This window comes from Sinomicrobium kalidii (assembly GCF_021183825.1).
GTDB classification, from domain to species: Bacteria; Bacteroidota; Bacteroidia; order Flavobacteriales; family Flavobacteriaceae; genus Sinomicrobium; species Sinomicrobium kalidii.
Genome location: NZ_CP089211.1, coordinates 385388 through 410541 on the forward strand (window position 1 = coordinate 385388; position 25154 = coordinate 410541).

Below are 25154 nucleotides of genomic sequence, written 5' to 3' on the forward strand. Positions count from 1 at the left end.
ACAGGTGCTATACATAAATCGGGTCGGTTAGTCCAATACTACTTCGAATTCCACTTCCTGCGGGGTCAGGCACTGCTCCTCGGTACAGGCCATATAGGTAACACTACCCTTCATCCCTACGGGTTTTGCAGTGTGCTTTTCCACCTTCTGGATAAAATCCACCATTCCCGCATAATAGCGGGTCTCTACCATAAATACAGCCTCGTATTTTTCAATAAGCGCCCCTGATTCCGAAGGCTTGCCACGAAGGCTCAGCCCCGGTTGTTCTTTAAAATCAAATGTGGTAGGCAACGGGCCTCCTTCATCCGTGTATTGTGAATAGATATGCCAGGGGTCGTCCATGGATGCCGTGGCATATACGTCATAGGTGTTTTCCCCGGTCTTCCTGGCCGTAAACTCCCAATGTACCGGATCTATAACCTGGCCGGCAGCTGTAAGCACCGGAAGCAGTAACAGGATAATGAAATAAAATGTTCGTTTCACTTTTGTATTATTTCTGTATTTACACCCTTTACGTAAAAACAATACAAACCCCTTAAAAATATTTTATTTTTTTACTGATATTTTACTGTAACCGCAAAAAATCACCTGATATTAAAGCCTGGTATAGTATAATCATTATGAGGAATTCCTAACGGATCTCCGGCTTTCACGGTGCACCTTCGTATAACAACCGGGATCAAAACTTATCCGGTTAATTAACAATCACTTAGTCCATCCATAAAAATGGATTCAAGAGACAAAACAAGTAAGGTTTTTAGGGAATACCACGGAAAAAAGTAAAACCCTTAATATACAGCTTAAAGAAGGAGTGAAAGACTTCGGGAACCTTACCGTAGGCGGAGGAACGGATGATCGTTATGAACTTATGGGAAAATTTAACCGTTTCCGCGGGGAAAGCCGCCTTACCGTACTGGGGATGCTTAATAATGTCAATACTGTGGATTATCTGGAATAGCAAAAAAAATATGCCAGCGACACCCATCTCAATATCTTCCTTTCCGGTACGTTTTCCCGGCAGGAGAACAAGGACCTGAACCTGGGGGAAACCTCCTTTTACCGGGAAGGAACAGATTCCGTCACGCAGTTCAGACAACAGATCCTGACAGATAATCGCTCTTCCCTTTTGACAAAAGCCTGTGCCGGGCGAATTTAAAGCCTCGAATCACGAGTAAACCCCTAACAACAGCCCCGATTACCGATCACCACTTACCGAATATCCCCGCTCACCAACTCCCGGACTCCGAACTAAAAAACCAAGGATTCCAAAACCAAAAGCCCCGTTACAACTACCCTCCTATAGGTCAAAACACTACTTTATATAGGTAAACCCCCTACTTTTTTTATCCATAATGTTCACCTCGTTTCGTTCCAACCCTCATTACTTTGCCTATAAACAGTGTATCATACTATAATTGAGAAATTATTTTGTCATAGAAAAAGATAGAGATACCATCCGTACCATACAAAACACTTTAGAGGACATTGACCGGTTTCATTTCCTTGGATATGCATATGGGCCGGAAGAAGCCCTGGATGTCCTGTTGCGACAAAAACCGGACCTGGTTTTTATCCGCATAGACAACGGCTTTCCCTCGCCCTTTACTTTTGTTTCCGAACTGCACCTGTACGACTGTCCTGTCCCCTGTTTTATCGCGATCTCCAAAACCAGGGACGATGCCTATACAGCTTTTAAATACAATTTCTTCGACTATATCCTCCATCCTGTTTCCGGGCTGGAGGTCCGTAAGAGTATCCTGCGGTACCATAAGAGAAACCCCATCCGGGCAAATCTTGTTTGTATCCAATCCAATAAGGACTACAAATACCTGGATACCAACAACATTCTCTTTCTGAAAGCAGATAACAACACCACCGATTTTCACCTCACCGACGGCAGGGTGATCGGGGCTTTTAAAACCCTGAAAAGCTTTGAGGACAAACTGCCGGACAACTTTATGCGCATTCATAAAAGCTATATCGTAAATGCTGCACAGGTGGCCAGGATCCATTACGGAAAGGCCGTCTGTACCCTCAGGCAATACCGGCAGCCCATCCCCTTCACCCGGACCTTCCGCAAAAATATAGACCGGGTACATTACCTGTTAAACCAGGCTTCGTTTTAAACGTAAATCGGTGAACCCGTACTTCTATTATTTCCCTCGTAAAAACCGGGGTTTCCCTACCGGTACCCTGCTGTTCACTAATAGTTCGGTTTTTTGTGCTTTACATTGCTACAGCCCCCCGTAATTTAGCAACATACAAGCAGCTTTTGTGTTGACACCCAAAGCCCGTCAGCACCTCCATTGTGCACAATCGGATCATCATTACCGGCCCCTTCCGGGGCTTTCCTAACTATTGTCTAATTGTAAAAAAACCGCACAATGAAAATACTGAATATATCCGCTTTGCTTTTGTTCGTTATGTGTGCTGCTTCCTGTACGCTTTCAGACGACCAAATTGCGGAAGGCACCCGCGCCCTACCCGAATTCTCCGTTGCAAACGACTCCCTGTATACGGAACAGGAGGATGAAAACGAGACCGGCGAGGACTATGAGACCTATGCCACCGGAGATGATTCCAGCGTCCGTCCGGATAACGAAAAAGATTAGTTTTTTTAACGCTAAAATTATTTTATACAGGCCTTTAACATAAAATGTTAAGGGCTTTTCTTAATTTTGAATATACCCCAAGTACCTGATTTTGAAAATTCGTACAGTAAAATATTTGTATGCCTTATTTCTTTTCACTTTGGTATTTATGGCATTGTTTACCGGGTGCAACAACACACAGCTCCCGGATTTGTCATCTTTAGCAAAAGAAAAGGACAGCATTTCCATTTGGTTAAACAATGCCCGGACAGATACATTACCGCTTCCTGATCGAAAGCAGTTTTTAACCCGGGCATATAGCCAAACCCGTTCCCTTGCGGATTCCACAAAACAGGAATTCCTCCGGAAGATCGCCTACAGGGCTAACGGGCTGAATGATTCCCTGCTCTTTCAAAAGACCAACAGGGAGGCCCTCCGACTCTCCTATCACCTCCGGGATACCTTTGCCATGGGCGACACCCATTGGAACTACGGGATTTATTACCTGGACAGGGAAACATACGACAGTGCCTATTACCACTATCAGGAAGCCCGGAAATTATTTGAACGCGTGCCCCACCCCTATTATTCCGGGAAAATGCTGTACAATATGGCCTATATCCTGGGGCATCTCAAGGATTATACCGGGAGCGAGGTATTGCTTTTCCAGGCCATCCCTAAGTTCGAATCCGAAGGAAAATACAAACAGCTCTATCAGTGCTATAATTTTCTCGGGGTGATCTATGACGAACTGAAGGAATACGAAAAGGCCATTTCCTACCATAAAAAGGCCCTGGAATATCTGAAAAAGGTCGATGACAAATCCGTGTACCTGCAGGACAGCCAGAACAATATAGGGCTGAGTTACCAAAACCAGGGCGACCAACCGCAGGCTTTAACCTATTTTAATGAAGTTTTAAATGACCCTTTCTTAAAATCAAAAGACATAAAATTATATGCCAGGGTTCTGGATAATAAGGCATTCAGTAATTTTCTCAACAACGATACGATCAATATACTCCGGGATTTTCAGAAAGCCTTACGCATCAGGCATAGTGTAAATCATATTCCCGGAATTATTATCAGTAAACTTCACCTTGCTCAATATTATGGCCGTCATAAAGATACCGCCCGTGCCATATCGCTGGCAGGAGAAGCCTTTGACCTGGCCACCTCCATTCATAATAACCGGGATGTACTGACCGCCCTTCACCTGCTTTCGCGTCTGGACCACGGGAACAGCAGTACTTACCTGGAAAAATACATCCGGCTGAGCAATGAGCTCCGGGAAAAAGAGCGCAGGCGGCGGAATAAGTTTATACGGATACACTATGAAACCGAGCAATACATCGAAAGAACCAGACAATTATCTGCCCAGAAGTTATGGATATCCGTCATCGCCGCTATCCTTATCCTGATTTTATTGCTTTTGTATATCCTGAACCGGCAATACGCCAGGAACAAATTATTGTATATGGAAACCTCTCAGCAAAAGGCCAATGAACAAATCTATCTGCTCACTCTGAAACAGCAGGCCAAACTTCAGGAAGGCCGTAACCAGGAACGGATACGGATATCGGAAGAACTGCACGACGGTATCCTGGGTGACCTCTTCGGCATCAGGATGGACTGGGGATTCCTGAAATTAGAAGGCGATGCGGAAACCCTGCGCAAGCACCGGTATTACCTGGAAGAATTGCACCGCATTGAAAAAAGAATCCGGGAGGCATCGCACGAACTGAAAGAAAAACTAACCCCGTACCCGCTCGATTTTATCCTCATGGTAAAGCGGCTGATCCGTAACCGGGCCAAAACAGGAAACTTCGAATACAACCTTATCCACGACGATACCATAGCCTGGGACGAGGCCGACGATTTTGTCAAAGTCAACCTCTACCGCATTATCGAAGAAGCCTTGCAAAACTGTATAAAACACGCCCGGGCCTCTGTGGTATGCGTCCGTTTCAAACAGCATAAAAACCGGCTCCGGCTTATTATACAGGACGATGGTGTAGGCTTTTCGCCCCGGAAAAGGAACAAGGGGATCGGTATCAGGAACATGCAGTCACGTGTAAGGAAACTCAAAGGGACCTTCCAGGTAGATTCAGGAGAACAACAGGGTACAACACTTACCGTTTCCATTCCCTTATAAACAATTACCGGTAACAATGACTTTAAATTACGCCCCTATGAAAACAAAAAATTACCATATCGCATTAATTGACGATCACCCGCTGATCACCGACGCCTATAAAAACGCCCTGGAATATGTCAGTGAACAGGACGGCACCACCTTTAATATTGTGGTTGCACACTCCTGTGACGAAGCCCGGTATATCCTGGACAATGCCTCCCCGCTCCACCCCTTTGACATCGTATTCCTGGATATACAACTGCCCCCCTCCGGGGACAGCGACATCATTTCGGGGGAAGACCTGGGACTGGAAATAAGAAAACGCTTCCCCCGGGCCAGAATTGCGGTATCCACCACCTTTAACGACCATTACCGCATTCACAGCATTTTCGAAAGCCTTAACCCCGACGGTTTCCTGATCAAAGGCGATATTACCCCCGACGAACTGATCACTGCCATCCGGCACCTGATCGCCGAGCCTCCCTATTACAGCAAGACCGTAATGCAATCCCTCCGCCAGTATATCACCAGCGACTTCCTGCTGGACAAGATAGACCGCCAACTGCTTTACCAGCTTTCCCTGGGCACCAAAATGAAGACCATTACCACGATTATCCCGCTGTCCAGGGCAGCCATCGAAAAGCGAAAACGCCACCTCAAGGATATCTTCGACGTAGAAAGCGGTGAGGACAGGGACCTGATACTGAGGGCCAGGGAGAAAGGGTTTATCTGATGGTTAGTTGGTGGGTCCGGAGTTGGGGAAGCGATGAGTTCACAGGGTATTAAGTTGGAAAGAAGCCAGTACAAAACAATCCCTTTTGTGCCTTTATAAAACACAAACCTCCTCCGTCATAAGGGAGGAGGCTCCCCGGGTTTGCCGGGGGAAGGGTTAGAAAACCCCGGGGCACACGAAAACACAACCCCCTAACCAGGTAAGTAACACCCAAACAAGTCCTCTTATCCCTGTTATATTCATCACCCCTGTTGTTATCTTTCCAAAAAACCTTTCCGCAACAAAAAGGAGGCAGCTATAAAAGACAAACAGACGGATGCAATACATCCATAAGCAAACACAACAATAAAGTAGACGTAAAAAACAGTAAAACAAGGAGAAATAACACGAAAGTAAACGCGCCCCATAATAAAGTAAGTGTTCCCCATAGCATGGCAAGCATTCCCCGTAGCACAATAAGGCTCCCTCATAATAAAGTAAACATTTCTCGTAAGCAAGCAGATATCCCTCACTCCACAGTAAAGGGCTGCATTGCCAAAGCAGGTGTTCCCCGTCACTAAGCAGGTATAAACACAGGGCCTGCCTGTATTTACGGTATTAAAGTTAGTAAATATCCCGAAAAACAAAGGTGATCACAGCAGAAAACCATAAAGTAACGTGAATAATGTTTAAGCATTATGACTAAACCACTCTGTACTGAAAGGTGCAGCGGTTTTCTTTACCGGGGACTAAAAGCCCCCCTTTTTAGAAAGCAATAAAATCACCAAGTTATTAGGTGGATTGAGTTATTGAGTTATTTAGTCAACACACAATAACTCAATAACTTCATAACTCAATAACCTGGATTATAATTTTTTCGCACTACTAAAGTACTGCAATAAAATTACAGGGTTTGCCCCCTAAACTGAGCCCAATCAAAAGCCTTTAAAAATTATAACCTTTGTCTGAGATCTTAAAAAAACTCCTCCCTTGAGATGAAGGGAGGTGGGCAGACTTTAGTCTGGTCGGAGGGTTTGACAGCCCAAGCCACTGGAAAAATACAAAAGCTGGAGGGTACACCCACAATTTGGGCGTGGTCAAACTCTCCGTTCCGAATAGGGAACACTCTTATTCGTCTCAAGACATGTGCTAGTCTGTCGAAGCAGAGGAGTACTTTTTTATCCATTATTCACGTTAAAGTAATCACCAGGAGGTTTCCTGTACTGCTGATAAAGCGGCCCGGTACCACAAAACAGTAATAAAACAATGTGGAGAATACCCTTTCCGGCAAGATTTAAACTTTTGTATATTTGAGAATAAGATATAAGCCAAACCAAGCACACCATGCCACATAAAATTTCCAACCGACTGGCACAAGTAGTAGACGCCCTCCCATTAAAAGATGGTATACGGGTTTTGGAAGTAGGCTGCGGTACAGGTATTGCTGCCCTTGAAATTGTCAACCGGGTGGACAATGCTTATGTACTGGCCGTTGACCGTTCCCCGAAAGCCATTGCACAGGCCAGAAAAAATGCGCAAAAGGAAATTGAAAAAGGAACACTTAAATTCATACGATCAAAGATCGAGGAACTGGAAGTCCCCGAAGAAGAAGGGTCTTTCGACTTTGCCTTTGCCATAAGGGTCGGGGCACTGGACGGACGGCATCCGGAGATTGAACAGGAAGCACGGAAAAGGATTGCCAGACTGCTTAAAAAGAACGGTAAATTATTTATTGATGGAGGAAATCCATTAAAGGAATCAGGGATTTAAAAAAATCAGGAATTCGTTCGATTTATTATATTTGGATAAATCATAAATAAAAACAGGTGCAATCGTGTTAATACATACACTACCAGCCATTCGGACAAATAAAAATTAAACCTCAAACCAAATGAAACCCATTTTTAAGTTAATTTTCCTACTGACTATCTTCATTGTTAACCTTGCCCGGGCACAAGACAACAAAGAACTGCAAAAAATGGCCGATGACGACCAACAGGCAAGAATGTCTCCCGATACTGACTGGAATCTTCTAAATAAACGGGATAGTATAAGACGGGTAAGAGTTGACGAACTTTTTGAAGAAAACAAAGTTAAAACAGCAAAGGACTATTTAAACGCAGGAATCATTTTCCAACACGGGAATGACACAATAGCTTCGAGGAAAGCCGTCGAATGTTTTGGTAAAGCCATTGAACTTGATTCTACCCTCAACAGATGGTGGTATGCGGCTGCTGTAGATAGAAATTTAATGAGAAGAGGTAAACCGCAAATTTACGGCACCCAGTTTATAAAAAATCAAACTACAAATCACAAGTGGAAAAGATACGAAATAGACACCACAAAGGTCACGGATAAGGAGCGCGCATATTATCGGGTAGAAACACTGGCGCAACAAAAAGAGAAAGAACGGTTGATGAACCTGAAATCAATCGCTTCCTTTGCCAAAGAAAATTCAATAGACAAAGTAGTTAAACTGATAAAAACCGAATTTAAAAAAGCCCTTCAATCCGAATACAACGTCACCGAAGGTGCTATCAATAGTTTTGGCTACCAACTAATGAATAACAACAGAGATAATGAAGCTTTGAAGATATTTAAACTCAACATAACGCTATACCCTGACAGATATAATACCTATGACAGTTACGGAGAGTGCTTACTGAAAATCAAACAGACGGAAAAAGGATTAAAAGCCTACAGGAAATCACTTGAATTGAACCCTGACAATGAAAATGCGAAAAAAGTATTAAACAGATTTGAAAAGTAAAACGGTTGGTAACAAGGTAAACGCAATAACGGGCCCTGCCGGCGCTCGTTTGAGCAAAGCGGAAACGGTGCCTGCCGTAAAAAACGTTTGTAACGTGCAATAAAAGCATTATGAACACTAAATGAAATGGGACAACAACCAAATTATACCATGAACAAAGAAATCCGGACATACCACGATTCGCAATCCGAAGAAAACAGGGAAATCTGCGATCTTCTATATGAAGAAATTACCCGAAATCTTCCGGAAGCCGAAAACAAGATCTGGCACGGCCACCCGGTGTGGTTCCTGGAAGGGAATCCCATTGTGGGATACAGCAAATTAAAAGACGGCATACGCCTGTTTTTCTGGAGCGGGGCAAGTTTTGACGAAGCACAACTCCAACCCACTACCGGAAAATTCAAGGACGGTTCCATCCGCTATACCCATATCGATCAAATCAACCGCGATGACGTGAAACGCTGGCTCGAAAAATCACGCGACATCCAGTGGGACTATAAAAACATCGTAAAGCGGAAAGGCGAATTAAAAAGATTGAAATAAGATTGGATGACAATGGCTAAAGGAGCATGGCAAATGCTGATCTGAAGTGGTGGCATTCATTGCAAACCAGCACCGGGTTGATGTATGGGTTGCAAGAGCTTATTGTAGCTATTTAGGTCTTGCCGCCGATACAAAACGAAGATCAAAAAAAACAGAAAATGACCAACCGCCCAAGAATAAAACCGAATCTGACGACAACCGATAAAATAATCGAAATTATCAGTTGGATCGCTGTTCCCTGTATTTGGATCTTGACATTAAAAAATTACCCAGACTTACCTGAAAGCATTCCGATTCACTACAACAGTGCCGGAGAAGCGAATGGATTTGGCGGAAAAGAACACATCTTAGCATTGCCGATAATAGCTACCATATTGTTTATAGGTCTGGCAACACTAAACAAGTATCCGCACATATTTAACTATCCGGTTTTAATTACTCAAAAAAATGCACTACAACAATATACATATGCAACCCGGCTGCTGAGAATTTTGAATTTGGTAATTGTCATAATTTTCGGGCTCATCGTTTATAAAACCATACAAAATGTGAATGGAAATGCCAACGGACTCGGAATATGGTTCTTACCCACCACGCTGGCCCTCATATTTGTCCCCATAATTTATTATTTACTGAAAATACGGAAAATAAAAAATAAAGATACAAGCTACAACAACGTATAAACCGGCGCCCGTTTTCGTCTGCGATGAGTCTGCCACCGGGGTTCGTTTGTAACAAGTGCCTGCACCTACCATAAAAAACAGTATAACACACACTATATTTTTTCAATAATTATTTGATAAATGGTACAATTAAATTTATCTTAGCAACTAAGATAGTTAGTTCATAAGATATATAAATGGATGATACCACCATCAGGCAAATAAGAAAATTAGCCCAGCGCTATGCATTCACCTCCATACAGATGCATGAAACCATTGGCCGAAAAGCAGGCCTTTCGGGAACCGATCATAAATACCTCGGTTTTCTAATACAAAAAGGACAAATGACGGCTGGCGAGCTTTCAAAATTAACAGGTCTTACATCGGGCGCAGTTACGGGGCTCATAGACCGCTTTGAAAAGAAAGGCCTCGTAAAAAGACAATTTGCAGAGAACGACAGGCGAAAGGTCATCATCAAACCCGACACGAAAAAAATAACGGCCCTTTTGGTTCCGCTTTACAAGGACTTCAGAAGCAGGTCAGATCAGCTTATTGCCTCGTTTTCAGACAAGGAGATCGGCATCATCGAAAGCTATTTTTCAAGGGCCATTGAAATCATGAAGGAAACAACCGCCCGGATCAACAACAAATCATTGCAAAAATGAAAAACACAAATCCCCGTACACTTCGTTTCCGGGACATTGACAAAACCAAACGCACGATCGTTGGCGGCAAAGGCGCCAACCTGGGCGAACTTTCAAGGATTAACGGAATAAACGTGCCTGATGGCTTTTGCATTACTGCCGGGGCCTTTAAAAACATTGTGAGGGAAACACCCGCCGTTAACCGGTTACTCGATAAGCTATCCCTTCTGAAAACAGAAGACCGCAATGAGATCGGGGAACTTTGCAGTGAGCTACGAAAGGTTATCGAAGGGGCTACCATCTCCGAAGAACTCAATAAAGAGATCACCCGCCACCTCTCCGGTTTCGGAGAAAAAAATGCCTGGGCCATACGCTCCAGCGCAACCGCCGAAGATCTGCCCGCCGCTTCCTTTGCAGGTCAGCACGATACTTATTTAAACATTACCGGGAAGGAAGCCATCCTGAAACACATCGGCAAGTGCTGGGCTTCACTGTTTACCGAAAGGGCGGTTATCTATCGTCTTCAAAACGGTTTCGACCACCGTAAAGTATACCTGTCTGTCATTGTTCAAAAGATGATATTCCCGCAGGCCGCAGGAACCCTGTTTACCGCCGATCCCATGAGTGGCAACAGAAAGGTGTTAGCTATTGATGCCGGTTTCGGACTTGGTGAAGCCATGGTCTCCGGCCTCGTAAATGCCGACAACTATAAAGTACGCGACAGCAAGATTATCGACAAGAACATCCCCGTCAAGAAACTCGCTGTTCACGCCTTAAAAGACGGCGGCACGAAAACACGGGAAATCAAACCCGAACAACAAACCAGGCAGGTGCTTACAGACAGTCAGATCGTGCAACTCGGGCACACGGGCCGAAAGATCGAAGCACATTTCGGTAGCCCCCAGGATATTGAATGGTGCCTGGCAGATGATACATTTTACACGGTACAAAGCCGCCCCATCACTACATTATACCCTGTCCCCGAAGCCAACGACCGGGAAAATCACATTTACGTATCTGTCGGTCACCAGCAAATGATGACCGATGCCATGAAACCACTGGGACTATCCCTGTGGCAGTTAACCGCTGCCCGCCCCATGTTTAAAGCCGGCGGAAGGTTGTTTATTGATGTGGCACAACAACTGGCCTCGCCCAACAGCAGACAAATGGTATTAAATGCCATGGAACAACACGATCCGCTCATCAAGGACGCACTCATGACCCTCATAGAAAGAAAAGATTTCATAAAACCGTCACCGGATGCTAAAAGAGAATAACGTCCCGGTAAATACAATAACAATATGTCGTACCCTCCCATAGAAAACGATCCGGCAATCGTTGCCGATCTCATCAAGAACAGTCAAACAGCTATAGAAAAATTAAAACAAGACATTCAAACCAAATCCGGCTTAGCCCTAATTGATTCTATCCTGGAGGACATCGGACAACTCAAAAAGAGTGTAACAGCCCCGCAAAGTATGAGTGTCATTATGGGCGCCATAAATGCCTCAGTATGGATCAATGAAAAAATGAAGGCGTGGTTGGGAGAAAAAAACGTGGCAGACACACTTTCACTATCCGCACCCAACAATGTCACCTCGGAAATGGGCCTGGCACTATTGGATGTTGCCGATGTGATTCGCCCGTACCCGGAAATAATTCAATATTTGGAAGATGTAAAAGACGACAATTTCCCTGATGAACTGATCAAGTTTGAAGGCGGACGGGAAGTCCGGGATGCTATCAATACCTACCTTAACAACTACGGAATGCGATGTGCCGGGGAAATCGATATTACCAGAACCCGCTGGAGTGAAAAACCGACAACACTTATCCCGCTAATTCTCAACAACATTAAAAAATTTGAACCCGGTGAAGGCAAACGAAAATTTGAGCAGGGGCAACAGGAAGCCTTGAAAAAAGAACAGGAACTGCTGGATAAGTTAAGGCAATTACCCGATGGCGGACAAAAGGTCAAAGAAACAAAACGAATGATCGGTACCATCCGGAATCTCATCGGTTATCGCGAATATCCGAAATACGACATCGTTAACCGCTACTTCATTTACAGGCAAGCGCTGCTGAAAGAGGCCGGACAACTCGTACAGGCCGGCGTTATCCGGGAAAAAGAGGATATATACTATCTCACGATGGAAGAACTCCGCGAAATGGTACGCACCAGTAAACCGTACCACCGGATCATCAGCAAACGAAAAGACGAATACAAATCGTACAAAGAACTGACACCCCCGCGTGTTATCACATCCGACGGCGAGATCGTTACAGGTGAATACAAACGGGGAAATCTACCTCCCGAAGCCATTGTGGGTTTGCCTGTCTCATCAGGAGTTATAGAAGGCCGGGCACGTATCATCCTCAACATGGAAAATGCTGACCTGGAAGACGGGGATATACTCGTCACCCCCTATACCGACCCCGGTTGGACACCCTTGTTTGTATCTATAAAAGGCCTCGTCACCGAAGTAGGCGGATCAATGACCCACGGAGCGGTTATTGCACGTGAATACGGCATACCGGCCGTGGTTGGCGTAGAAAATGCCACCACAAAGATCAGGGACAGACAACACATTCGCGTGCATGGAACAGAAGGCTATGTGGAAATCCTATGATCGTCGCCGGTTGAAGCCTCCCGAACCATTCAAAAAAATATCCGCAGAAGAATATCTTAAAAGGAATTACTGATCCGGGACATAAGCTATAAAAATATGGCATAGATCTAAAAAAGTGCCTTTCTCCGGTGCCTTTTCTCACTTCATAAGAGTGAAAATGATTGGATACTTTTAAGAAAGAAAGTATCTTTATGAACAAGTTGTAGCATACGTAAAAATAACACCGTAAAGTAACACTATTTTAAACCCTAAAATAAGATCAATTAGTATGGAAACAGAAAAATGGATTCAAAAAGGAATGGAACTGATAATAGACTATGCCCCCAGGATCGTTCTTGCCATTTTAATATGGATCATAGGCCTGTGGCTATTCAGACGCGTGGTCAAATACGCCCGGAAGATCATGAAAAAACGGAGGTATGATGCCGGTTTGCAAGGCTTCCTGGCCACCATACTGGACTGGGCGCTAAAAATACTCCTGATCGTCATCATTATGGGTACGCTCGGCATCCAGACCATGTCTTTTGCCGCTGTCATCGCTTCGGCAGGTCTGGCCATAGGGCTCGCCCTCCAGGGATCACTGGCCAATTTTGCAGGGGGTGTGCTCATTATGATCTTCAAACCCTTCAGGGTAGGCGATTTTATAGAAGCACAGGGAATTTCCGGAACCGTAAAGGAAATCGGGATCGTCAACACCTCCCTCAACACTTTCGGAAACCAACTCGCCATTATTCCCAACGGAAAACTTTCCAACGAGAACATCATAAACTACAGTGCGGAAAGCATAAGAAGGGAAAACATCATTTCCGGTATCAGCTACGACTCCAACATTAAAAAGGCCAAAGACATCCTCCTTGATATTGCAAACTCCAGGGATACCGTACTCCAGGACCCTGCCCCTATGGTTATTGTTAATGAACTGGCCGACAGCTCCATCAACCTTTCATTACGCTACTGGACCAAAAACGAACATTTCTGGGACTGCCGCTGGTATGTACTCGAAGAAATAAAATATCGCTTTGATGCCGAAGGTATAGAAATTCCGTTCCCGCACCAGGTGGAAATCCAGAAACAGGCATAGTTAGTACTTGTTTACAGCGTACCGGATGCTACCAGTTCGAAACTGGTAGCATCTCCAATTAAAACAAAAAAACACCATTAATGAATAATCCCCGTAAATGCCCCGAAAAATAAAGGACAGTTAAAAAAATCGGCTGTACAACGGTTTCATGGACGATTCGGGGTATTTCATGGGTTAACTATTACAAAAATGCATTAAACAAGGAACGGGCCATCATAGGCATAATCGAATTAAAATATTCAGACAACGATGCAGTAAAGCGTTTTTTTATCAAAGTCCGGATATTATCCGTAAACTTTCTGATGTTCCCCGTACATCATATACAAAAACACCCCATAACCAGAATATGCACGAATACCGTTAAAGTGAAAGTCAAAAAAATACTCAAATTCTTTATCTTCTCACTACTGCTCTTAAGCATAGCAGCACTCCTCTTTGTCTATATTGAATACAGAAACAGTAACAAACCCAATAAAGATATCCATAAGGCGGATAATATAAACTGGGTAGAGACTGAACAGGGATATATACATATCAGAACATTTGGTCAAAATAAGAACAGGGATTCCACAAGTCTGGTATTTGTTATTCACGGTGACGCCCCTTTCAACAAACCGGGATACCAAAATATAATGGCTGAAAAAATAGCCTCCGGAACCAAAAACACCGTCGCAGTGGCCATTTTAAGGCCGGGTTATACCGATCCGCAGGACCATACGTCAAACGGGATCAGGGGACTAACCACGGGAGACAACTATACCCCGGAGGTTATCGAAGCCGTTTCCGAAGTGATTGAAAAATTAAAAAAGAAATACAACCCGTCGAGGACTTTAGTTATCGGACATTCCGGAGGAGCGGCCATAACAGGCAATCTTATCGGTCTTAAACCCGGACTTACCGATGTGGCCGTATTGGTTTCCTGCCCCTGTGACGTAGCGGCATGGAGAGCACATATGCGCAATAAACAACCGCTAAACCCGTTCTGGTATCTGAATGTAAAAAGTATTTCCCCGGTTGAGGTAGTAAAGAACATTGGCCGGGACACTGAAATTATGGTCATATCCGGCGAAAATGATAAAATCACACCCCTAAAATTCAGCAGAAAGTATTATGAAGCCCTTACAACCTCAGGATTAAAGGCAAGCTTTATCTCATTGCCGGACGAGGGTCATGAAATTTTGTTGAATAGTGCGGTGACCGAGCATATCAAAAGTAGCATACACCCACCCCAATAACAAACATTAATGATCCTTTTATCAGTACTCGTTTCAAACAAAACAATAACGAATACCAGGAAAAAACAGGTGTCTGATACAGGCATCTCACCGTATAAAAAATCCTTTTAAAATCCCGGAAAACCGGTATTCTCATAGGATATATTGTCCGTAATTTTGTACAAATCAATTTTCAAAAAACAGACAACGATGAACCTATTACGTCTTAGCGCCACAGGGGTGCTTGTAATTATGATGTCGCTTACTGCCGGCGCACAGATCAAGTTGAACAAAAAAGCGTTGAAATCCGGCTCCAAAGTAGTAAAGGCCGCTACATTGAGTGATGAAGAAGTCATTGCTTATACCAAAGAGTACATCCGGTGGATGGACGAAAACAATCCGGTAGCTCCGGAAAACGACGAACTGGCCCAACGCCTGAAAAAGTTAACCGCCGGACTGACCAATTATGACGGGCTTGACCTTAACTTTAAGGTTTACCTCGTAAAGGACATCAATGCCTTTGCCTGTGCCGACGGCAGCGTACGCGTTTGCGCCGGGTTAATGGACATCATGTCGGACGAAGAGATACTGGGAGTTGTCGGGCACGAAATAGGCCATGTAAAAAACACCGATTCCAAAGATGCCTTTAAAACAGCCCTCCTCACCTCCGCCCTGAAAGACGGTGTAGCTTCCCAGGGCGGCGCTGCAGCTACCTTAAGCCAGTCACAACTGGGCGATCTGGGAGAAGCTGTTGCCAACTCCGCTTTTTCCAGAAAACAGGAGAGCAAGGCCGATGACTATGGGTATGCATTTTTAAAAGATAATGATGTAAATCCGTGGTACATGTCCACGGCCTTTGAAAAACTGCTCGGAGATACCGGAGGAGAGAAAAAAGGATCGCAATTGTTCTCTTCCCACCCCGATACCGAAAAGCGAATAAAAGCCACCGCCAAAAAAGCGGAAAAAGACGGATTTGAACGTCCGGAATAAGTTTTATGCTAACCGGTTCTTCCGGGCGGGTAAAACAAAAAATATAACATATATGATATAAAGGCTCCGTTACGGGGCCTTTTGTTGTTTTATAATCCTAAGGCACGCGTTCCCGCAGCATTCGACTGAGCACCGGAACGCTAAAATCACCATTTCGATATTTTTACTTAAATTGTAGTCAGAAAAATGATCAATCACCCCAGGTCAGGTCCCGGCTTATGAATAAGGAACTGTTCAAGTTTTAACCTTTAAATGAAAAAACCTTATGCGCGTTATTACTTTTTGTCTTTTGATCTTTACAAGCTTTGTTATTCATGCTCAGGAGACCGTAAAGTACGATCTCCTCCTGATGAACAACGGAGAACAGCGATCCGGAAAAGTACTCGAAATTTCAGATGACGAAATTAAGTTTGCCTATGCCGGCGAAACCCTGATATACACCATTAAAAAAACAGACATCAGCAAGATCACCTTTGCCAGTGGCCGTATAGAATTCTTTAATCCCGATACAACAGACACATCCGGTGATGACGCCGGACCTGCAGATTTTTATAACAAGCTGGCCATCCTGCCCTTTGCTTATATCGCGGACCGAAAAGACGGGGGGACGGAAATGCCTGTTAAAATCCAGCAGGAATGTTATACCATTCTCAACAAAAAGGCAAATAACCTACAGCTACAGGATATACAAACAACAAATGCACTGTTGGCAAAGGCAGGTGTCAATAACGGCAATATTCAGGGATATACCATGGGTGAAATATGTCATATTTTAAATGTGGAATATGTAATTCAGGGCATGATCACCACCAATGAAACCGGTGAAGTGTCATCTACAATAGGACACAACAATTCCGTTATCAGGGACAGCGACAAAAAGAATGTCATCGGAAAAATTTTAAATACCACAACCAGCACCACCACTTCCGAGAAAAACTATGATACCACGGTGAATATGAATATATATGACAATAACGGCCAGCACCTTTTCGGACAAGAACATAGTTCATTATGGCCGGGGGCGGATGCTTACCGTATAACACTGAACTACCTTCTGAAAAGGACACCTGTATACGGGAAATAAGATTGCCTGCAAGCGGCAAGTTTTTTGTTGGCAACAACATAACTGACACTCGTTTGCCTCTGGCGCTTGTTTGCTTCGAGGCCTTTAAGCGAAAGGAAAGGCAAATAAAACACCTGTCGCCGCCATTACATCACATTTCGGTTTTCTCTGTAACTTTTTTCCCGGTATTAAAATCCCGGCCTTCAAACAGCACATATTCCACATGGACGCCAATTCCGGAAATACTGCTTTTCAGCTTTATAAACATCCTGTCCAGATAAAGTTTACGATTGTTCACCATCATATAAACTTCGGGGTTCCCCTGCGAATTGAGCGTGAGGTATAGCTTTTGCTTTCTGGTAGCGGCCAGGTACATTTCGTAAAGACCGGATTTTATATAGTTGGCCGTTATACCATAAGCCATCTGTTTCTGGATTCTGGTCAGGGGCTTATCGACACCGCCTTCGGTATACACAATACAGTGCGCATAAACAGGATTGGCCCGGTTTATGGATGTACCGTTCATATTGGCATCATACACGTAGGTATTGTGATTCCGGCTATGCTGAATATAAAACAGTCTCGTTGCTGTTTTTCCGGGAACCGGGTAATCGTCTTGGGCAAAAGCAAAGGCAAAAACAAAAAACAGGAAAAAGGGGCAGATCGTTTTCATAAAAAATAATATTCCGGAAAACACTCCTGAAAATAAGCGGATTTTGTTTTCATCTGTTATTCCGTACTAAAATAAGACTTTCTGAAACGAATAGCTTCCAATATCTCTATAAAGATTCTGACTAATTCCACTAAACCACAGCTTCCTTATTGTACCTCTTCTTGTATTCCACAGGAGACATTCCGGTAATCTTCCGGAACACTTCGCGAAAGGCTTTAACATCAGAATACCCCACTTCATACATAATTTCATTAATGGTTTTACGGGTGGTCTCCAATGCTTTCTTGGCCGATTCTACTTTTACCCGTTGCGAATACTCCACAGGGGTATTCCCGGTAGCCTTGATGAACCTGCGATCAAAATTTCGCCGGCTAACCGAAAACCTGGAAGAAAGGTCTTCAATGACGATCTTTTCATGCAGGTTATCTTCCAGGTATTGCTGTGCCTCTTTTATCATATCGTCCTCGTGTTGTTTCTGCCCCGTAAATATGATAAATGCCGATTGGCTTTGCCTGTCCATCTCAACCTGAAAGACCTTAGAACAGAAAATGGCCGTTTGCCGGTCATAATACTTTTCTACGAGATATATCATAAGATTAAGAAAAGAATATGCCCCTCCGTTGGTGTAAATTCCGTTTTCGTCCGTGATCAGTTTATCCGGCTGCAAGTCCACATTATCAAACCTCCTTCTAAAATCTTCTGCAGCCTCCCAGTGCGTAGAGCAATGCTTTCCGTCAAGTAGGCCTGAAGATGCCAGTATAAACGCACCTGTACATATACTGGCCACTTCTGCCCCGTTTTTATATTGCTTTACAATCCAGTCAATAAGTGTCTCATTACCTTTTATGGTATCTTCAAAATTATGATCTACCGAAGGGATGATAATAAGGTCGGTTTTTGTTATGGCCGAAATATCGACCTGTGGCCTGACAGTAAACAATCCCTCGTAAAAATCCACTTCCCCGGAAATCCCTGCCAGGCGAATGGTAAACAGTTCTCCTTTACCGGCTTCTTTCCAATATGCATTGGCCCTGCTGAATATTTTATAAGGGCCTACTATACTACTAAGATTGTCCTGCCCTTCAGGTACTACTATGGTCAAATGTTTCATCTGTTCTTTTTTATTTGTTTTTAATCGGTCATCCCGATGGTTATCGGGAGGAATGCCCCCAATGATCATTTCGGTTGGTATCCGAAAAATTTGGTTATGGGCATTTCATAGCTCTTTGTTTTTTATTTTTAGTTCGACAGACTCACCATAAATCTTTATCGGTCAACACTTGTCCCGAAACCCCGAGAGAATAGAATCCGGGATGTTCAATACAAGTATTGCCCGTGTGTTTAAAGGTTATTTTAAACACGTTGGTTTCACTTCTACTACTTTTGAGAAAGATAATTATTTATTTTGTCCAAATCAACCCGTCACAAAGTCTATCTCACACCCTAAATAGGTGATTTACAGCCAGTATATTTGTTCTGTGTAATCGTAAATCCTCAAAAAACTAAAAAAATGGAAAAGTCAGAACACGGTATTACGGTAGCTTATAATACTGATACTTTAGAAAGTACCATTGAAAAATCTAAATCCATAAAAATGAAATCGGCAGAATTTATCGCATTATCGGCCTGTACGATGACATTAACAGCTTTGGGCATTGACATCATGCTCCCGGCATTTGGAGCACTTCGTGAGCACTTTGGGCTCAACCCGGAATCTACAGTTACGGCACAGGTCATCGGGTTCTTTTTTATGGGGCAGGTTGCGCAGATTATTTTCGGTACACTGTCAGACCGTTTCGGAAGGTTACCTATCCTCCGTGTTGGGTTTCCGCTGTATATTATAGGTGGAATCATTGCAGCCTTTGCACCAAACCTGGAACTCATGTTTGCAGCACGTTTTGTGGCGGGTATGGGGGCATCAGCCTTATTTATGACAACCATAGCGAGTGTACGCGACCGTTTTGTCGGAGACCAGATGGCCCGTATCATGTCCCTCATATTTACGATCTTCCTGTTCACTCCCGTCCTGGCCCCCTTTCTCGGGATAGCCATTTTGTCGGTCTCATCCTGGCAAATGGTATTTCTAACCCCTCCGCTGTTTGCAGTTATTGTTTTTCTCTGGTCGCTCCGGTTAAAAGAATCACTGCCCCGGGAACAACGTATTTCTTTGCACTGGACAAGCATGGGCCGGTCTGTACAGAAGGTTATAAGTAACCGGACATTCCTTCGCTACACAGGGATCACTACCGTTCTCTTTACGGCATTAAGTTCCTGGGTGGCCAGTTCAGAACGTATCGTTGGAGAGCTCTACGGCAGGCCCGGGTTATTTTCATGGGTCTTTGCCGGTATCGGGCTACTTATGTCCCTTTGTGCTTTATTGAATTCCCGGCTTTCGTCTAAATACGGGGCACGTACAACCATAAAATGGCTTCTTGTTATTTATACTGTTATAGGGGGCTTTTTGTTAGTGTCCACCATTATTTCCGGCGATCCGCCCAATATGCTTTTGTTCTTTATTACAGTTGCCCTGCTCATGGCCATTAATATAGCCGTTGAACCCAACAGCAGCGCTTTGGCCATGGAACCCATGGGAAATATGGCAGGCATGGCATCGGCCGTATACGGAACCTCATTCTTTTTTATAGGGGCTTCACTGGGATCAATTATCAGCCATTTTATGGTGCACGGGGTTTTCCCTCTTGTACTGAGCTTTTTTGCCATAGGGTTAATTACGGTATTACTGGTACTCGGTGATCGCCGTCCCAAAAAAAGGTAAATTCAGTTTTAATGTCCGGATTGACATTACACCTTTTAAATATCTGTTTCAGACATTAATTGTTAAATAAAATTTTAAATCATGAAAAGTATTAATCACAGATTGGTCATTGAAGCACCGATTGAAAAAGTTTACGAATCATTAACAACGCAGGAAGGTCTGGCGGGCTGGTGGACATCGCAAACAAAAGCAAAACCCGAAACAGGAAGCGCAATAAGGTTTGCTTTTGAACCGGGCTATTTTAAAGAAATGAAAATAGAAGAGCTCCAACCGTATAGCAAGGTAAAATGGCTTTGCGTTAAGGCATATGAAGAATGGATAGGTACTTCCATTACTTTTGAACTGCAACCACATGACAGGGGCACAGCATTGGTCTTTCATCACGATAGATGGAAAGCCGATGCAGAAACCTATGCAGGATGTAGTTACGACTGGGCCATTTTCCTCAGGAGCCTGAAACTTCTTTGCCAGACGGGTAAAGGTCAGCCATATCCGGATCATCATAAATAACACCCTGACACACTGATTCATTCAATCATCAAAAGGTAATGCACCGGAAAATTTCTTATTCATCAAAACCATATGGAATCATGAAAACATCAAATTTTACAACTGCCTTCGTGGTAGACAAAACCCCGTAGCCGCCCAGTGCGTAGCACAACTTTTTCTCTTGAGTAATCCCGTTCACGCCAGTATAAAAGCCCCGTTAGGAGTGGCCCTGTTAAATATTTTATAGGGCCCACAATACTGCTGATGTTGTTCTGCCCTTCGGGCACCAATATGGTCAGTTGTTTCATTTTTTCCTTTTTGTAAAGATAAAAACTAAATATGTCCAGATCAACCCGTTACAATGTCCAATTCACACATTTTAAAAGCGTATTCCGGCCTTTATATTTGTAATAACACAATCATAAAAAAATAACAACCATGAATGAACACAAAATTGTAACACGCCAGGAATGGCTCGCAGCCCGTTTGAAACTACTCAAAGAGGAGAAAGAACTTACCCGCCGCAGTGATGAACTCGCGCAAAAAAGGCAACAGTTGCCCTGGGTCCGGATTGACAAGGAATACCAGTTTGAGACCGAAAGGGGCAAGGGTTCCCTGAGAGACCTCTTTCAGGGGCGCTCACAACTTATGGTTTATCATTTCATGTTCGGGCCGGATTACGAGGCGGGCTGTCCGTCTTGTTCGGCAATCGCCGATGGGTTTGAAGGGGTGGTCAAACATCTGGGTAATCACGATGTTACCCTATGTGCCGTATCGCGGGCACCGCTTCCAAAACTACAGGAATACAAGCAGCGAATGGGATGGACATTTCCATGGGCATCGTCATTCGGCGGAGATTTCAATCGCGATTTCAACGTCTGGTTCACGGAAGAGCAACAACTCAAAGGAACTATAGAATATAATTATCGGCGTGAACCGGAGATGGTATGGCGCAAAGGAAAAGAAGGTGGTGGTAGCGGTGCAGAAGCCGAATTTGCCGCAATGTGCGGAACAGATGTGCCTACCTACCACCGCGACAGGCCCGGTTTAAGTACGTTTGTGATGAAAGATGGTAAAATTTACCATGCCTACTCCACTTATTCACGGGGATTGGATGGTATTTGGAGCATGTACCAATGGCTGGATCGTGCACCGAAGGGACGCAACGAAGAAGAAGGGGTTTGGTGGCGCCGTCATGATGAGTACTAAAACGGCTACAACAGCAATAATGCTGACGATTACATTGGGGCTTTCCGTCGTATGCTGGGTGTATATACTCCCGCAGATGCGCATGATGGATATGGGAACCGCTACCCCGACCGGTCCTTTTGTTTCCTTTATTATCATGTGGAAACTTATGATGGTCGCGATGATGCTGCCCGGCATGCTGCCCCATGTCTATAAAAAGGCCAACAGCGGTCATCGCATCGGAAGCATTTTATTATTTACAGGAACTTATCTTGCCGTATGGGCACTTGCGGGAATTCCCGTTTATGCGCTGTACCAACCACACGGAGCTTTAGTGGCAGGAACAATTACCATCGTTGCGGGCTTATATGAGTTGATGCCCTTTAAGCGACTTTGCCGTACCCGTTGCTGCACCAATACGTGTTCCGGTTTTGTATGCGGTCTTTATTGTGTGGGATCATGCCTGGGGTTGATGTTGATACCGATAGCTTTAGGGATTATGAGCATAACCTGGATGGTGGTGGTTACCATTCTGGTTTCATTGCAAAAGTTATTGCCCGTGAATCCCATTGTTGACAGTACCATCGGACTGATAATCGTCGGATTGGGAATTCTGGTCATTCTCATGCCCGCTGTTATTCCGGGACCTTGAGGAGCATAATTTTAAAATCAGTAGAAATAATGTGTTAATAAAAAGAATATAAACTATGGGAAATAAAAGTTTTAAAGCCGCTATGGAGGTTGAGGAATCCGCAAAAGAAGTCTTTGAATCGATCAATAATGTACGGGGATGGTGGTCCGAAAACATTGAAGGAAGAACCGATAAAGCAAACAGCGAGTTCACCTATCGCGACAAATACATGACCGCCAAAATGAAGATCTCTCATTTTACACCGCAAAAAATTGTCTGGGATGTTGTAGAAAGTCACAATGTATTTTTCAGAAACCACTCGGAGTGGGACAATACGCAAATAGTTTTTGAGATCACTGAAAGACCCGGAAAGACCGAGATCAAATTTACTCACGCCGGGCTGGTCCCGGAAATTGAATGTTACCCGGTTTGCTCCAATTCCTGGGAGTTTTTTATAACCGACAGCCTGAAAAGCCTGATCGAGACCGGAAAAGGAAAAGACATATCAAATGACAACGATTCTTTTACCACATCAATTACAGTGGATAAATCACCCGAAGAAGTGTTTAAGGCTGTCAATAACGCACGCGCCTGGTGGTCTGAAGAAATTGAAGGGAAAACCAGTGAACTCAATGCCGAGTTCTTTTATCACTACAAGGATGTTCACCTGTGCAGAATGAAGATCATTGCCTTGATACCGGATAAAAAGGTGGTGTGGTTTGTTAAGGCAAATTACTTTAATTTTATTGAAGACAACACCGAATGGGATGGCACCAAGATCGTTTTTGATATATCGGGAAAAGACGGTAAAACACAACTGAACTTTACCCACCACGGACTTGTAGAACAACACGAATGCTACCAGGTCTGCGCCGATGCCTGGACCGGTTATATACAGGGCAGCCTGAAGAATTTAATAACAACCGGGAAAGGCCGGCCCAACTCTAAAGAAGAAGGACTGGACAGCGGGTTAATCGAAAAATGGAAACTTCCTGAAAAATAAGATACTCCCGTAGTACATGTCTTACTTTCGCCCGAAATAACCGACGGAATCTGAAAACAGGGGATTTTAACTCTGCAACTCCGAATCGTGCACCACTACCCTTTCCCAGAAATGACTGTATTTCTCAATGGCTTCCATGTGCATGGGGTGCACACCGTAGACCTCCAGGGCTTCCAGCGTATCGAATTGAATCATCAGGTTATAGGTAAAACTGTTGTCTACTACGTCGCGAGGCTTACTGTCGGCAGGCTTTCCGTAATAAAATTTACGGATACCCGGCACTTTACGGAGCATTTCAAAAAAACCGGTAAATTCTTCCACCTGTTCTTCGGTAAGGTCCTCTTTCAGCCAGAACAGTACGTAATGATTTACAACAGGTTTTCCGGAAGTCCCGTCGATTTCCGAAAAGTTTCCGGCCAATGCAGGGGCGACACTTCCCGCCGCCACAACTGTGGTAGCCGTTTTAACAAAATTTCTTCTTTTCATATCGGTTGCGTTTATGTAACTTTATCCGTTACTACTCCGTTATGGAGTGTATATTATACACGGCCTGAAGATCGTAAAATTGTTTTAAAAAGCCCAACTTTCAACATAAAATATGAACACTGAGAAATATTTAACACGTATTGCATATAATGATAACGTACACCTTGATCTGTATACTTTAAAACAGCTTCAAAAGCAGCATCTGCTGCATATCCCTTTTGAAAATCTCGATATACATTACAATGTTCCCATCCGCCTGGATACGGAAACCATATTCGAAAAAATTGTAAATCGTAAAAGAGGGGGATTCTGCTACGAACTGAACGGATTATTCCTGGAACTACTCTGTGCCCTCGGGTTTAAAACAAAACGAATTTCGGGAAGGGTATATAACAAGGAAACCTCGGAGTTTGGCGAGGAATACGACCACCTGGCCATTGTGGTAATCCTGGATGATGGGGAATATCTGGTAGATGCAGGGCTGGGAGAATTTGCCTTCGCCCCGTTAAAAATAGAACTCAATACCGTGCAACACGACATCCGCGGGGATTACAGCATCCGGGAATACGACGGAGAATACCTCATTATATACAAGGTGAACGACACCAAAAAAATCCCCCAGTACATTTTCAAAAACGCACAGCGGGAATACGGGGAATTCGCCGGGATGTGCCATTACCATCAAACCAGCCCGGAATCACCTTTTACGAAAAACAAGCTGGTATCCCTGCCCACTGAATCCGGAAGGATCACCCTGACGGACGACAAGCTAAAGGTCTCCGAAAACGGGCACACCTCTGAAACTCCTATAGCCGACAAGGCGGAGTTCAAAGAAAAATTACGGAAAGTTTTCGGGATTACCGTTTCGTGAACT

General features: G+C 44.0%; 26 protein-coding genes. 22 read left to right on the forward strand and 4 right to left on the reverse strand.

Going from position 1 to position 25154, the window contains the following annotated elements:
• Positions 1 to 27: 27 nt before the first annotated feature.
• Positions 28 to 483, reverse strand: a complete 456-nt coding sequence (locus LS482_RS01355; protein ID WP_233029944.1) for a protein-disulfide reductase DsbD domain-containing protein — start codon at positions 481 to 483, stop codon at positions 28 to 30.
• A 328-nt stretch (positions 484 to 811) separates the two neighbouring features.
• On the opposite strand from LS482_RS01355, the gene LS482_RS01360 reads away from it, so the two are divergent.
• The 16 genes from LS482_RS01360 to LS482_RS01435 all read left to right on the forward strand — a co-directional run bounded on the left by LS482_RS01360 (position 812) and on the right by LS482_RS01435 (position 17055).
• Entirely contained in the window at positions 812 to 958 is a 147-nt protein-coding gene (locus tag LS482_RS01360; protein ID WP_233029945.1) for a hypothetical protein, read from the forward strand.
• A gap of 457 nt (positions 959 to 1415) precedes the next feature.
• Positions 1416 to 2126: a LytR/AlgR family response regulator transcription factor gene (locus LS482_RS01365; protein WP_233029946.1), complete on the forward strand. Its 711-nt coding sequence runs from the start codon at positions 1416 to 1418 to the stop codon at positions 2124 to 2126.
• Positions 2127 to 2384: 258 nt separating this feature from the next.
• On the forward strand, positions 2385 to 2612 hold the full coding sequence (locus tag LS482_RS01370; RefSeq protein WP_233029947.1) for a hypothetical protein: 228 nt from the start codon (positions 2385 to 2387) through the stop codon (positions 2610 to 2612).
• A gap of 148 nt (positions 2613 to 2760) precedes the next feature.
• Positions 2761 to 4743: a tetratricopeptide repeat-containing sensor histidine kinase gene (locus LS482_RS01375; RefSeq protein ID WP_233029948.1), complete on the forward strand. Its 1983-nt coding sequence runs from the start codon at positions 2761 to 2763 to the stop codon at positions 4741 to 4743.
• Between the two features lie 37 nt (positions 4744 to 4780).
• On the forward strand, positions 4781 to 5458 hold the full coding sequence (locus LS482_RS01380; protein ID WP_233029949.1) for a response regulator: 678 nt from the start codon (positions 4781 to 4783) through the stop codon (positions 5456 to 5458).
• A gap of 1323 nt (positions 5459 to 6781) precedes the next feature.
• Positions 6782 to 7207, forward strand: a complete 426-nt coding sequence (locus tag LS482_RS01385) for a class I SAM-dependent methyltransferase (protein ID WP_233029950.1) — start codon at positions 6782 to 6784, stop codon at positions 7205 to 7207.
• A gap of 121 nt (positions 7208 to 7328) precedes the next feature.
• The gene (locus tag LS482_RS01390; RefSeq protein WP_233029951.1) at positions 7329 to 8207 is read left to right on the forward strand and encodes a tetratricopeptide repeat protein; all 879 of its coding nucleotides are present in this window, start codon (positions 7329 to 7331) and stop codon (positions 8205 to 8207) included.
• Positions 8208 to 8333: 126 nt separating this feature from the next.
• Positions 8334 to 8750 (forward strand): DUF1801 domain-containing protein, encoded by a 417-nt coding sequence (locus LS482_RS01395; protein WP_233029952.1) that lies wholly within the window; start codon positions 8334 to 8336, stop codon positions 8748 to 8750.
• A gap of 158 nt (positions 8751 to 8908) precedes the next feature.
• Positions 8909 to 9433: a DUF1648 domain-containing protein gene (locus LS482_RS01400; RefSeq protein WP_233029953.1), complete on the forward strand. Its 525-nt coding sequence runs from the start codon at positions 8909 to 8911 to the stop codon at positions 9431 to 9433.
• Positions 9434 to 9609: 176 nt separating this feature from the next.
• Complete coding sequence (locus LS482_RS01405) at positions 9610 to 10077, forward strand: MarR family winged helix-turn-helix transcriptional regulator (RefSeq protein ID WP_233029954.1); 468 nt, start codon at positions 9610 to 9612, stop codon at positions 10075 to 10077.
• The gene (locus LS482_RS01410) at positions 10074 to 11333 is read left to right on the forward strand and encodes a PEP/pyruvate-binding domain-containing protein (RefSeq protein ID WP_233029955.1); all 1260 of its coding nucleotides are present in this window, start codon (positions 10074 to 10076) and stop codon (positions 11331 to 11333) included. The genes LS482_RS01405 and LS482_RS01410 overlap by 4 nt, the downstream gene beginning before the upstream one ends.
• Before the next feature lie 24 nt (positions 11334 to 11357).
• Positions 11358 to 12686 carry a PEP-utilizing enzyme gene (locus LS482_RS01415; RefSeq protein ID WP_233029956.1) on the forward strand — a complete coding sequence of 443 codons (1329 nt, stop codon included), beginning with the start codon at positions 11358 to 11360 and terminating at the stop codon, positions 12684 to 12686.
• Between the two features lie 268 nt (positions 12687 to 12954).
• Positions 12955 to 13767 (forward strand): mechanosensitive ion channel family protein, encoded by an 813-nt coding sequence (locus LS482_RS01420; RefSeq protein WP_233029957.1) that lies wholly within the window; start codon positions 12955 to 12957, stop codon positions 13765 to 13767.
• Positions 13768 to 14132: 365 nt separating this feature from the next.
• The gene (locus LS482_RS01425; protein WP_367890589.1) at positions 14133 to 15002 is read left to right on the forward strand and encodes an alpha/beta hydrolase family protein; all 870 of its coding nucleotides are present in this window, start codon (positions 14133 to 14135) and stop codon (positions 15000 to 15002) included.
• Positions 15003 to 15191: 189 nt separating this feature from the next.
• Complete coding sequence (locus LS482_RS01430; RefSeq protein WP_233029958.1) at positions 15192 to 15971, forward strand: M48 family metallopeptidase; 780 nt, start codon at positions 15192 to 15194, stop codon at positions 15969 to 15971.
• A gap of 265 nt (positions 15972 to 16236) precedes the next feature.
• The gene (locus LS482_RS01435; RefSeq protein ID WP_233029959.1) at positions 16237 to 17055 is read left to right on the forward strand and encodes a hypothetical protein; all 819 of its coding nucleotides are present in this window, start codon (positions 16237 to 16239) and stop codon (positions 17053 to 17055) included.
• Positions 17056 to 17185: 130 nt separating this feature from the next.
• On the opposite strand, the gene LS482_RS01440 is transcribed toward LS482_RS01435, so the two are convergent.
• Together LS482_RS01440 and LS482_RS01445 are read right to left on the reverse strand one after the other, a co-directional pair.
• On the reverse strand, positions 17186 to 17707 hold the full coding sequence (locus LS482_RS01440; RefSeq protein WP_233029960.1) for a DUF4833 domain-containing protein: 522 nt from the start codon (positions 17705 to 17707) through the stop codon (positions 17186 to 17188).
• Between the two features lie 130 nt (positions 17708 to 17837).
• Positions 17838 to 18818, reverse strand: coding sequence for a GlxA family transcriptional regulator (locus LS482_RS01445; RefSeq protein ID WP_233029961.1), 981 nt, complete (start codon positions 18816 to 18818; stop codon positions 17838 to 17840).
• A 399-nt stretch (positions 18819 to 19217) separates the two neighbouring features.
• On the opposite strand from LS482_RS01445, the gene LS482_RS01450 reads away from it, so the two are divergent.
• The 5 genes from LS482_RS01450 to LS482_RS01470 all read left to right on the forward strand — a co-directional run bounded on the left by LS482_RS01450 (position 19218) and on the right by LS482_RS01470 (position 23794).
• Positions 19218 to 20483, forward strand: a complete 1266-nt coding sequence (locus tag LS482_RS01450) for a multidrug effflux MFS transporter (RefSeq protein WP_233029962.1) — start codon at positions 19218 to 19220, stop codon at positions 20481 to 20483.
• 81 nt (positions 20484 to 20564) lie between these two features.
• Positions 20565 to 20993, forward strand: a complete 429-nt coding sequence (locus LS482_RS01455) for an SRPBCC family protein (protein ID WP_233029963.1) — start codon at positions 20565 to 20567, stop codon at positions 20991 to 20993.
• Positions 20994 to 21410: 417 nt separating this feature from the next.
• On the forward strand, positions 21411 to 22181 hold the full coding sequence (locus tag LS482_RS01460; RefSeq protein WP_233029964.1) for a DUF899 domain-containing protein: 771 nt from the start codon (positions 21411 to 21413) through the stop codon (positions 22179 to 22181).
• 19 nt (positions 22182 to 22200) lie between these two features.
• A complete protein-coding gene (locus LS482_RS01465; RefSeq protein ID WP_233029965.1) occupies positions 22201 to 22812 on the forward strand; it encodes a DUF2182 domain-containing protein in 612 nt (203 codons plus the stop codon).
• Between the two features lie 55 nt (positions 22813 to 22867).
• A complete protein-coding gene (locus LS482_RS01470) occupies positions 22868 to 23794 on the forward strand; it encodes an SRPBCC family protein (RefSeq protein WP_233029966.1) in 927 nt (308 codons plus the stop codon).
• A 66-nt stretch (positions 23795 to 23860) separates the two neighbouring features.
• On the opposite strand, the gene LS482_RS01475 is transcribed toward LS482_RS01470, so the two are convergent.
• The gene (locus LS482_RS01475) at positions 23861 to 24280 is read right to left on the reverse strand and encodes a Dabb family protein (protein ID WP_233029967.1); all 420 of its coding nucleotides are present in this window, start codon (positions 24278 to 24280) and stop codon (positions 23861 to 23863) included.
• A 112-nt stretch (positions 24281 to 24392) separates the two neighbouring features.
• On the opposite strand from LS482_RS01475, the gene LS482_RS01480 reads away from it, so the two are divergent.
• Complete coding sequence (locus tag LS482_RS01480; RefSeq protein ID WP_233029968.1) at positions 24393 to 25151, forward strand: arylamine N-acetyltransferase family protein; 759 nt, start codon at positions 24393 to 24395, stop codon at positions 25149 to 25151.
• The last annotated feature ends 3 nt before the right edge of the window (positions 25152 to 25154 follow it).

Excerpts from the sequence above, each read along its gene's own strand:
- LS482_RS01400 (WP_233029953.1), top strand. The coding sequence starts at position 8,909 with ATGACCAACCGCCCAAGAATAAAACCGAATCTGACGACAACCGATAAA.
- LS482_RS01430 (WP_233029958.1), top strand. The coding sequence starts at position 15,192 with ATGAACCTATTACGTCTTAGCGCCACAGGGGTGCTTGTAATTATGATG.
- LS482_RS01465 (WP_233029965.1), top strand. The coding sequence starts at position 22,201 with ATGCTGACGATTACATTGGGGCTTTCCGTCGTATGCTGGGTGTATATA.
- LS482_RS01370 (WP_233029947.1), top strand. The coding sequence starts at position 2,385 with ATGAAAATACTGAATATATCCGCTTTGCTTTTGTTCGTTATGTGTGCT.
- LS482_RS01440 (WP_233029960.1), bottom strand. The coding sequence starts at position 17,707 with ATGAAAACGATCTGCCCCTTTTTCCTGTTTTTTGTTTTTGCCTTTGCT.
- LS482_RS01460 (WP_233029964.1), top strand. The coding sequence starts at position 21,411 with ATGAATGAACACAAAATTGTAACACGCCAGGAATGGCTCGCAGCCCGT.
- LS482_RS01420 (WP_233029957.1), top strand. The coding sequence starts at position 12,955 with ATGGAAACAGAAAAATGGATTCAAAAAGGAATGGAACTGATAATAGAC.
- LS482_RS01450 (WP_233029962.1), top strand. The coding sequence starts at position 19,218 with ATGGAAAAGTCAGAACACGGTATTACGGTAGCTTATAATACTGATACT.
- LS482_RS01405 (WP_233029954.1), top strand. The coding sequence starts at position 9,610 with ATGGATGATACCACCATCAGGCAAATAAGAAAATTAGCCCAGCGCTAT.
- LS482_RS01410 (WP_233029955.1), top strand. The coding sequence starts at position 10,074 with ATGAAAAACACAAATCCCCGTACACTTCGTTTCCGGGACATTGACAAA.
- LS482_RS01475 (WP_233029967.1), bottom strand. The coding sequence starts at position 24,280 with ATGAAAAGAAGAAATTTTGTTAAAACGGCTACCACAGTTGTGGCGGCG.
- LS482_RS01480 (WP_233029968.1), top strand. The coding sequence starts at position 24,393 with ATGAACACTGAGAAATATTTAACACGTATTGCATATAATGATAACGTA.
- LS482_RS01395 (WP_233029952.1), top strand. The coding sequence starts at position 8,334 with ATGGGACAACAACCAAATTATACCATGAACAAAGAAATCCGGACATAC.
- LS482_RS01385 (WP_233029950.1), top strand. The coding sequence starts at position 6,782 with ATGCCACATAAAATTTCCAACCGACTGGCACAAGTAGTAGACGCCCTC.
- LS482_RS01390 (WP_233029951.1), top strand. The coding sequence starts at position 7,329 with ATGAAACCCATTTTTAAGTTAATTTTCCTACTGACTATCTTCATTGTT.
- LS482_RS01445 (WP_233029961.1), bottom strand. The coding sequence starts at position 18,818 with ATGAAACATTTGACCATAGTAGTACCTGAAGGGCAGGACAATCTTAGT.
- LS482_RS01435 (WP_233029959.1), top strand. The coding sequence starts at position 16,237 with ATGCGCGTTATTACTTTTTGTCTTTTGATCTTTACAAGCTTTGTTATT.
- LS482_RS01380 (WP_233029949.1), top strand. The coding sequence starts at position 4,781 with ATGAAAACAAAAAATTACCATATCGCATTAATTGACGATCACCCGCTG.
- LS482_RS01375 (WP_233029948.1), top strand. The coding sequence starts at position 2,761 with ATGGCATTGTTTACCGGGTGCAACAACACACAGCTCCCGGATTTGTCA.
- LS482_RS01415 (WP_233029956.1), top strand. The coding sequence starts at position 11,358 with ATGTCGTACCCTCCCATAGAAAACGATCCGGCAATCGTTGCCGATCTC.
- LS482_RS01455 (WP_233029963.1), top strand. The coding sequence starts at position 20,565 with ATGAAAAGTATTAATCACAGATTGGTCATTGAAGCACCGATTGAAAAA.
- LS482_RS01470 (WP_233029966.1), top strand. The coding sequence starts at position 22,868 with ATGGGAAATAAAAGTTTTAAAGCCGCTATGGAGGTTGAGGAATCCGCA.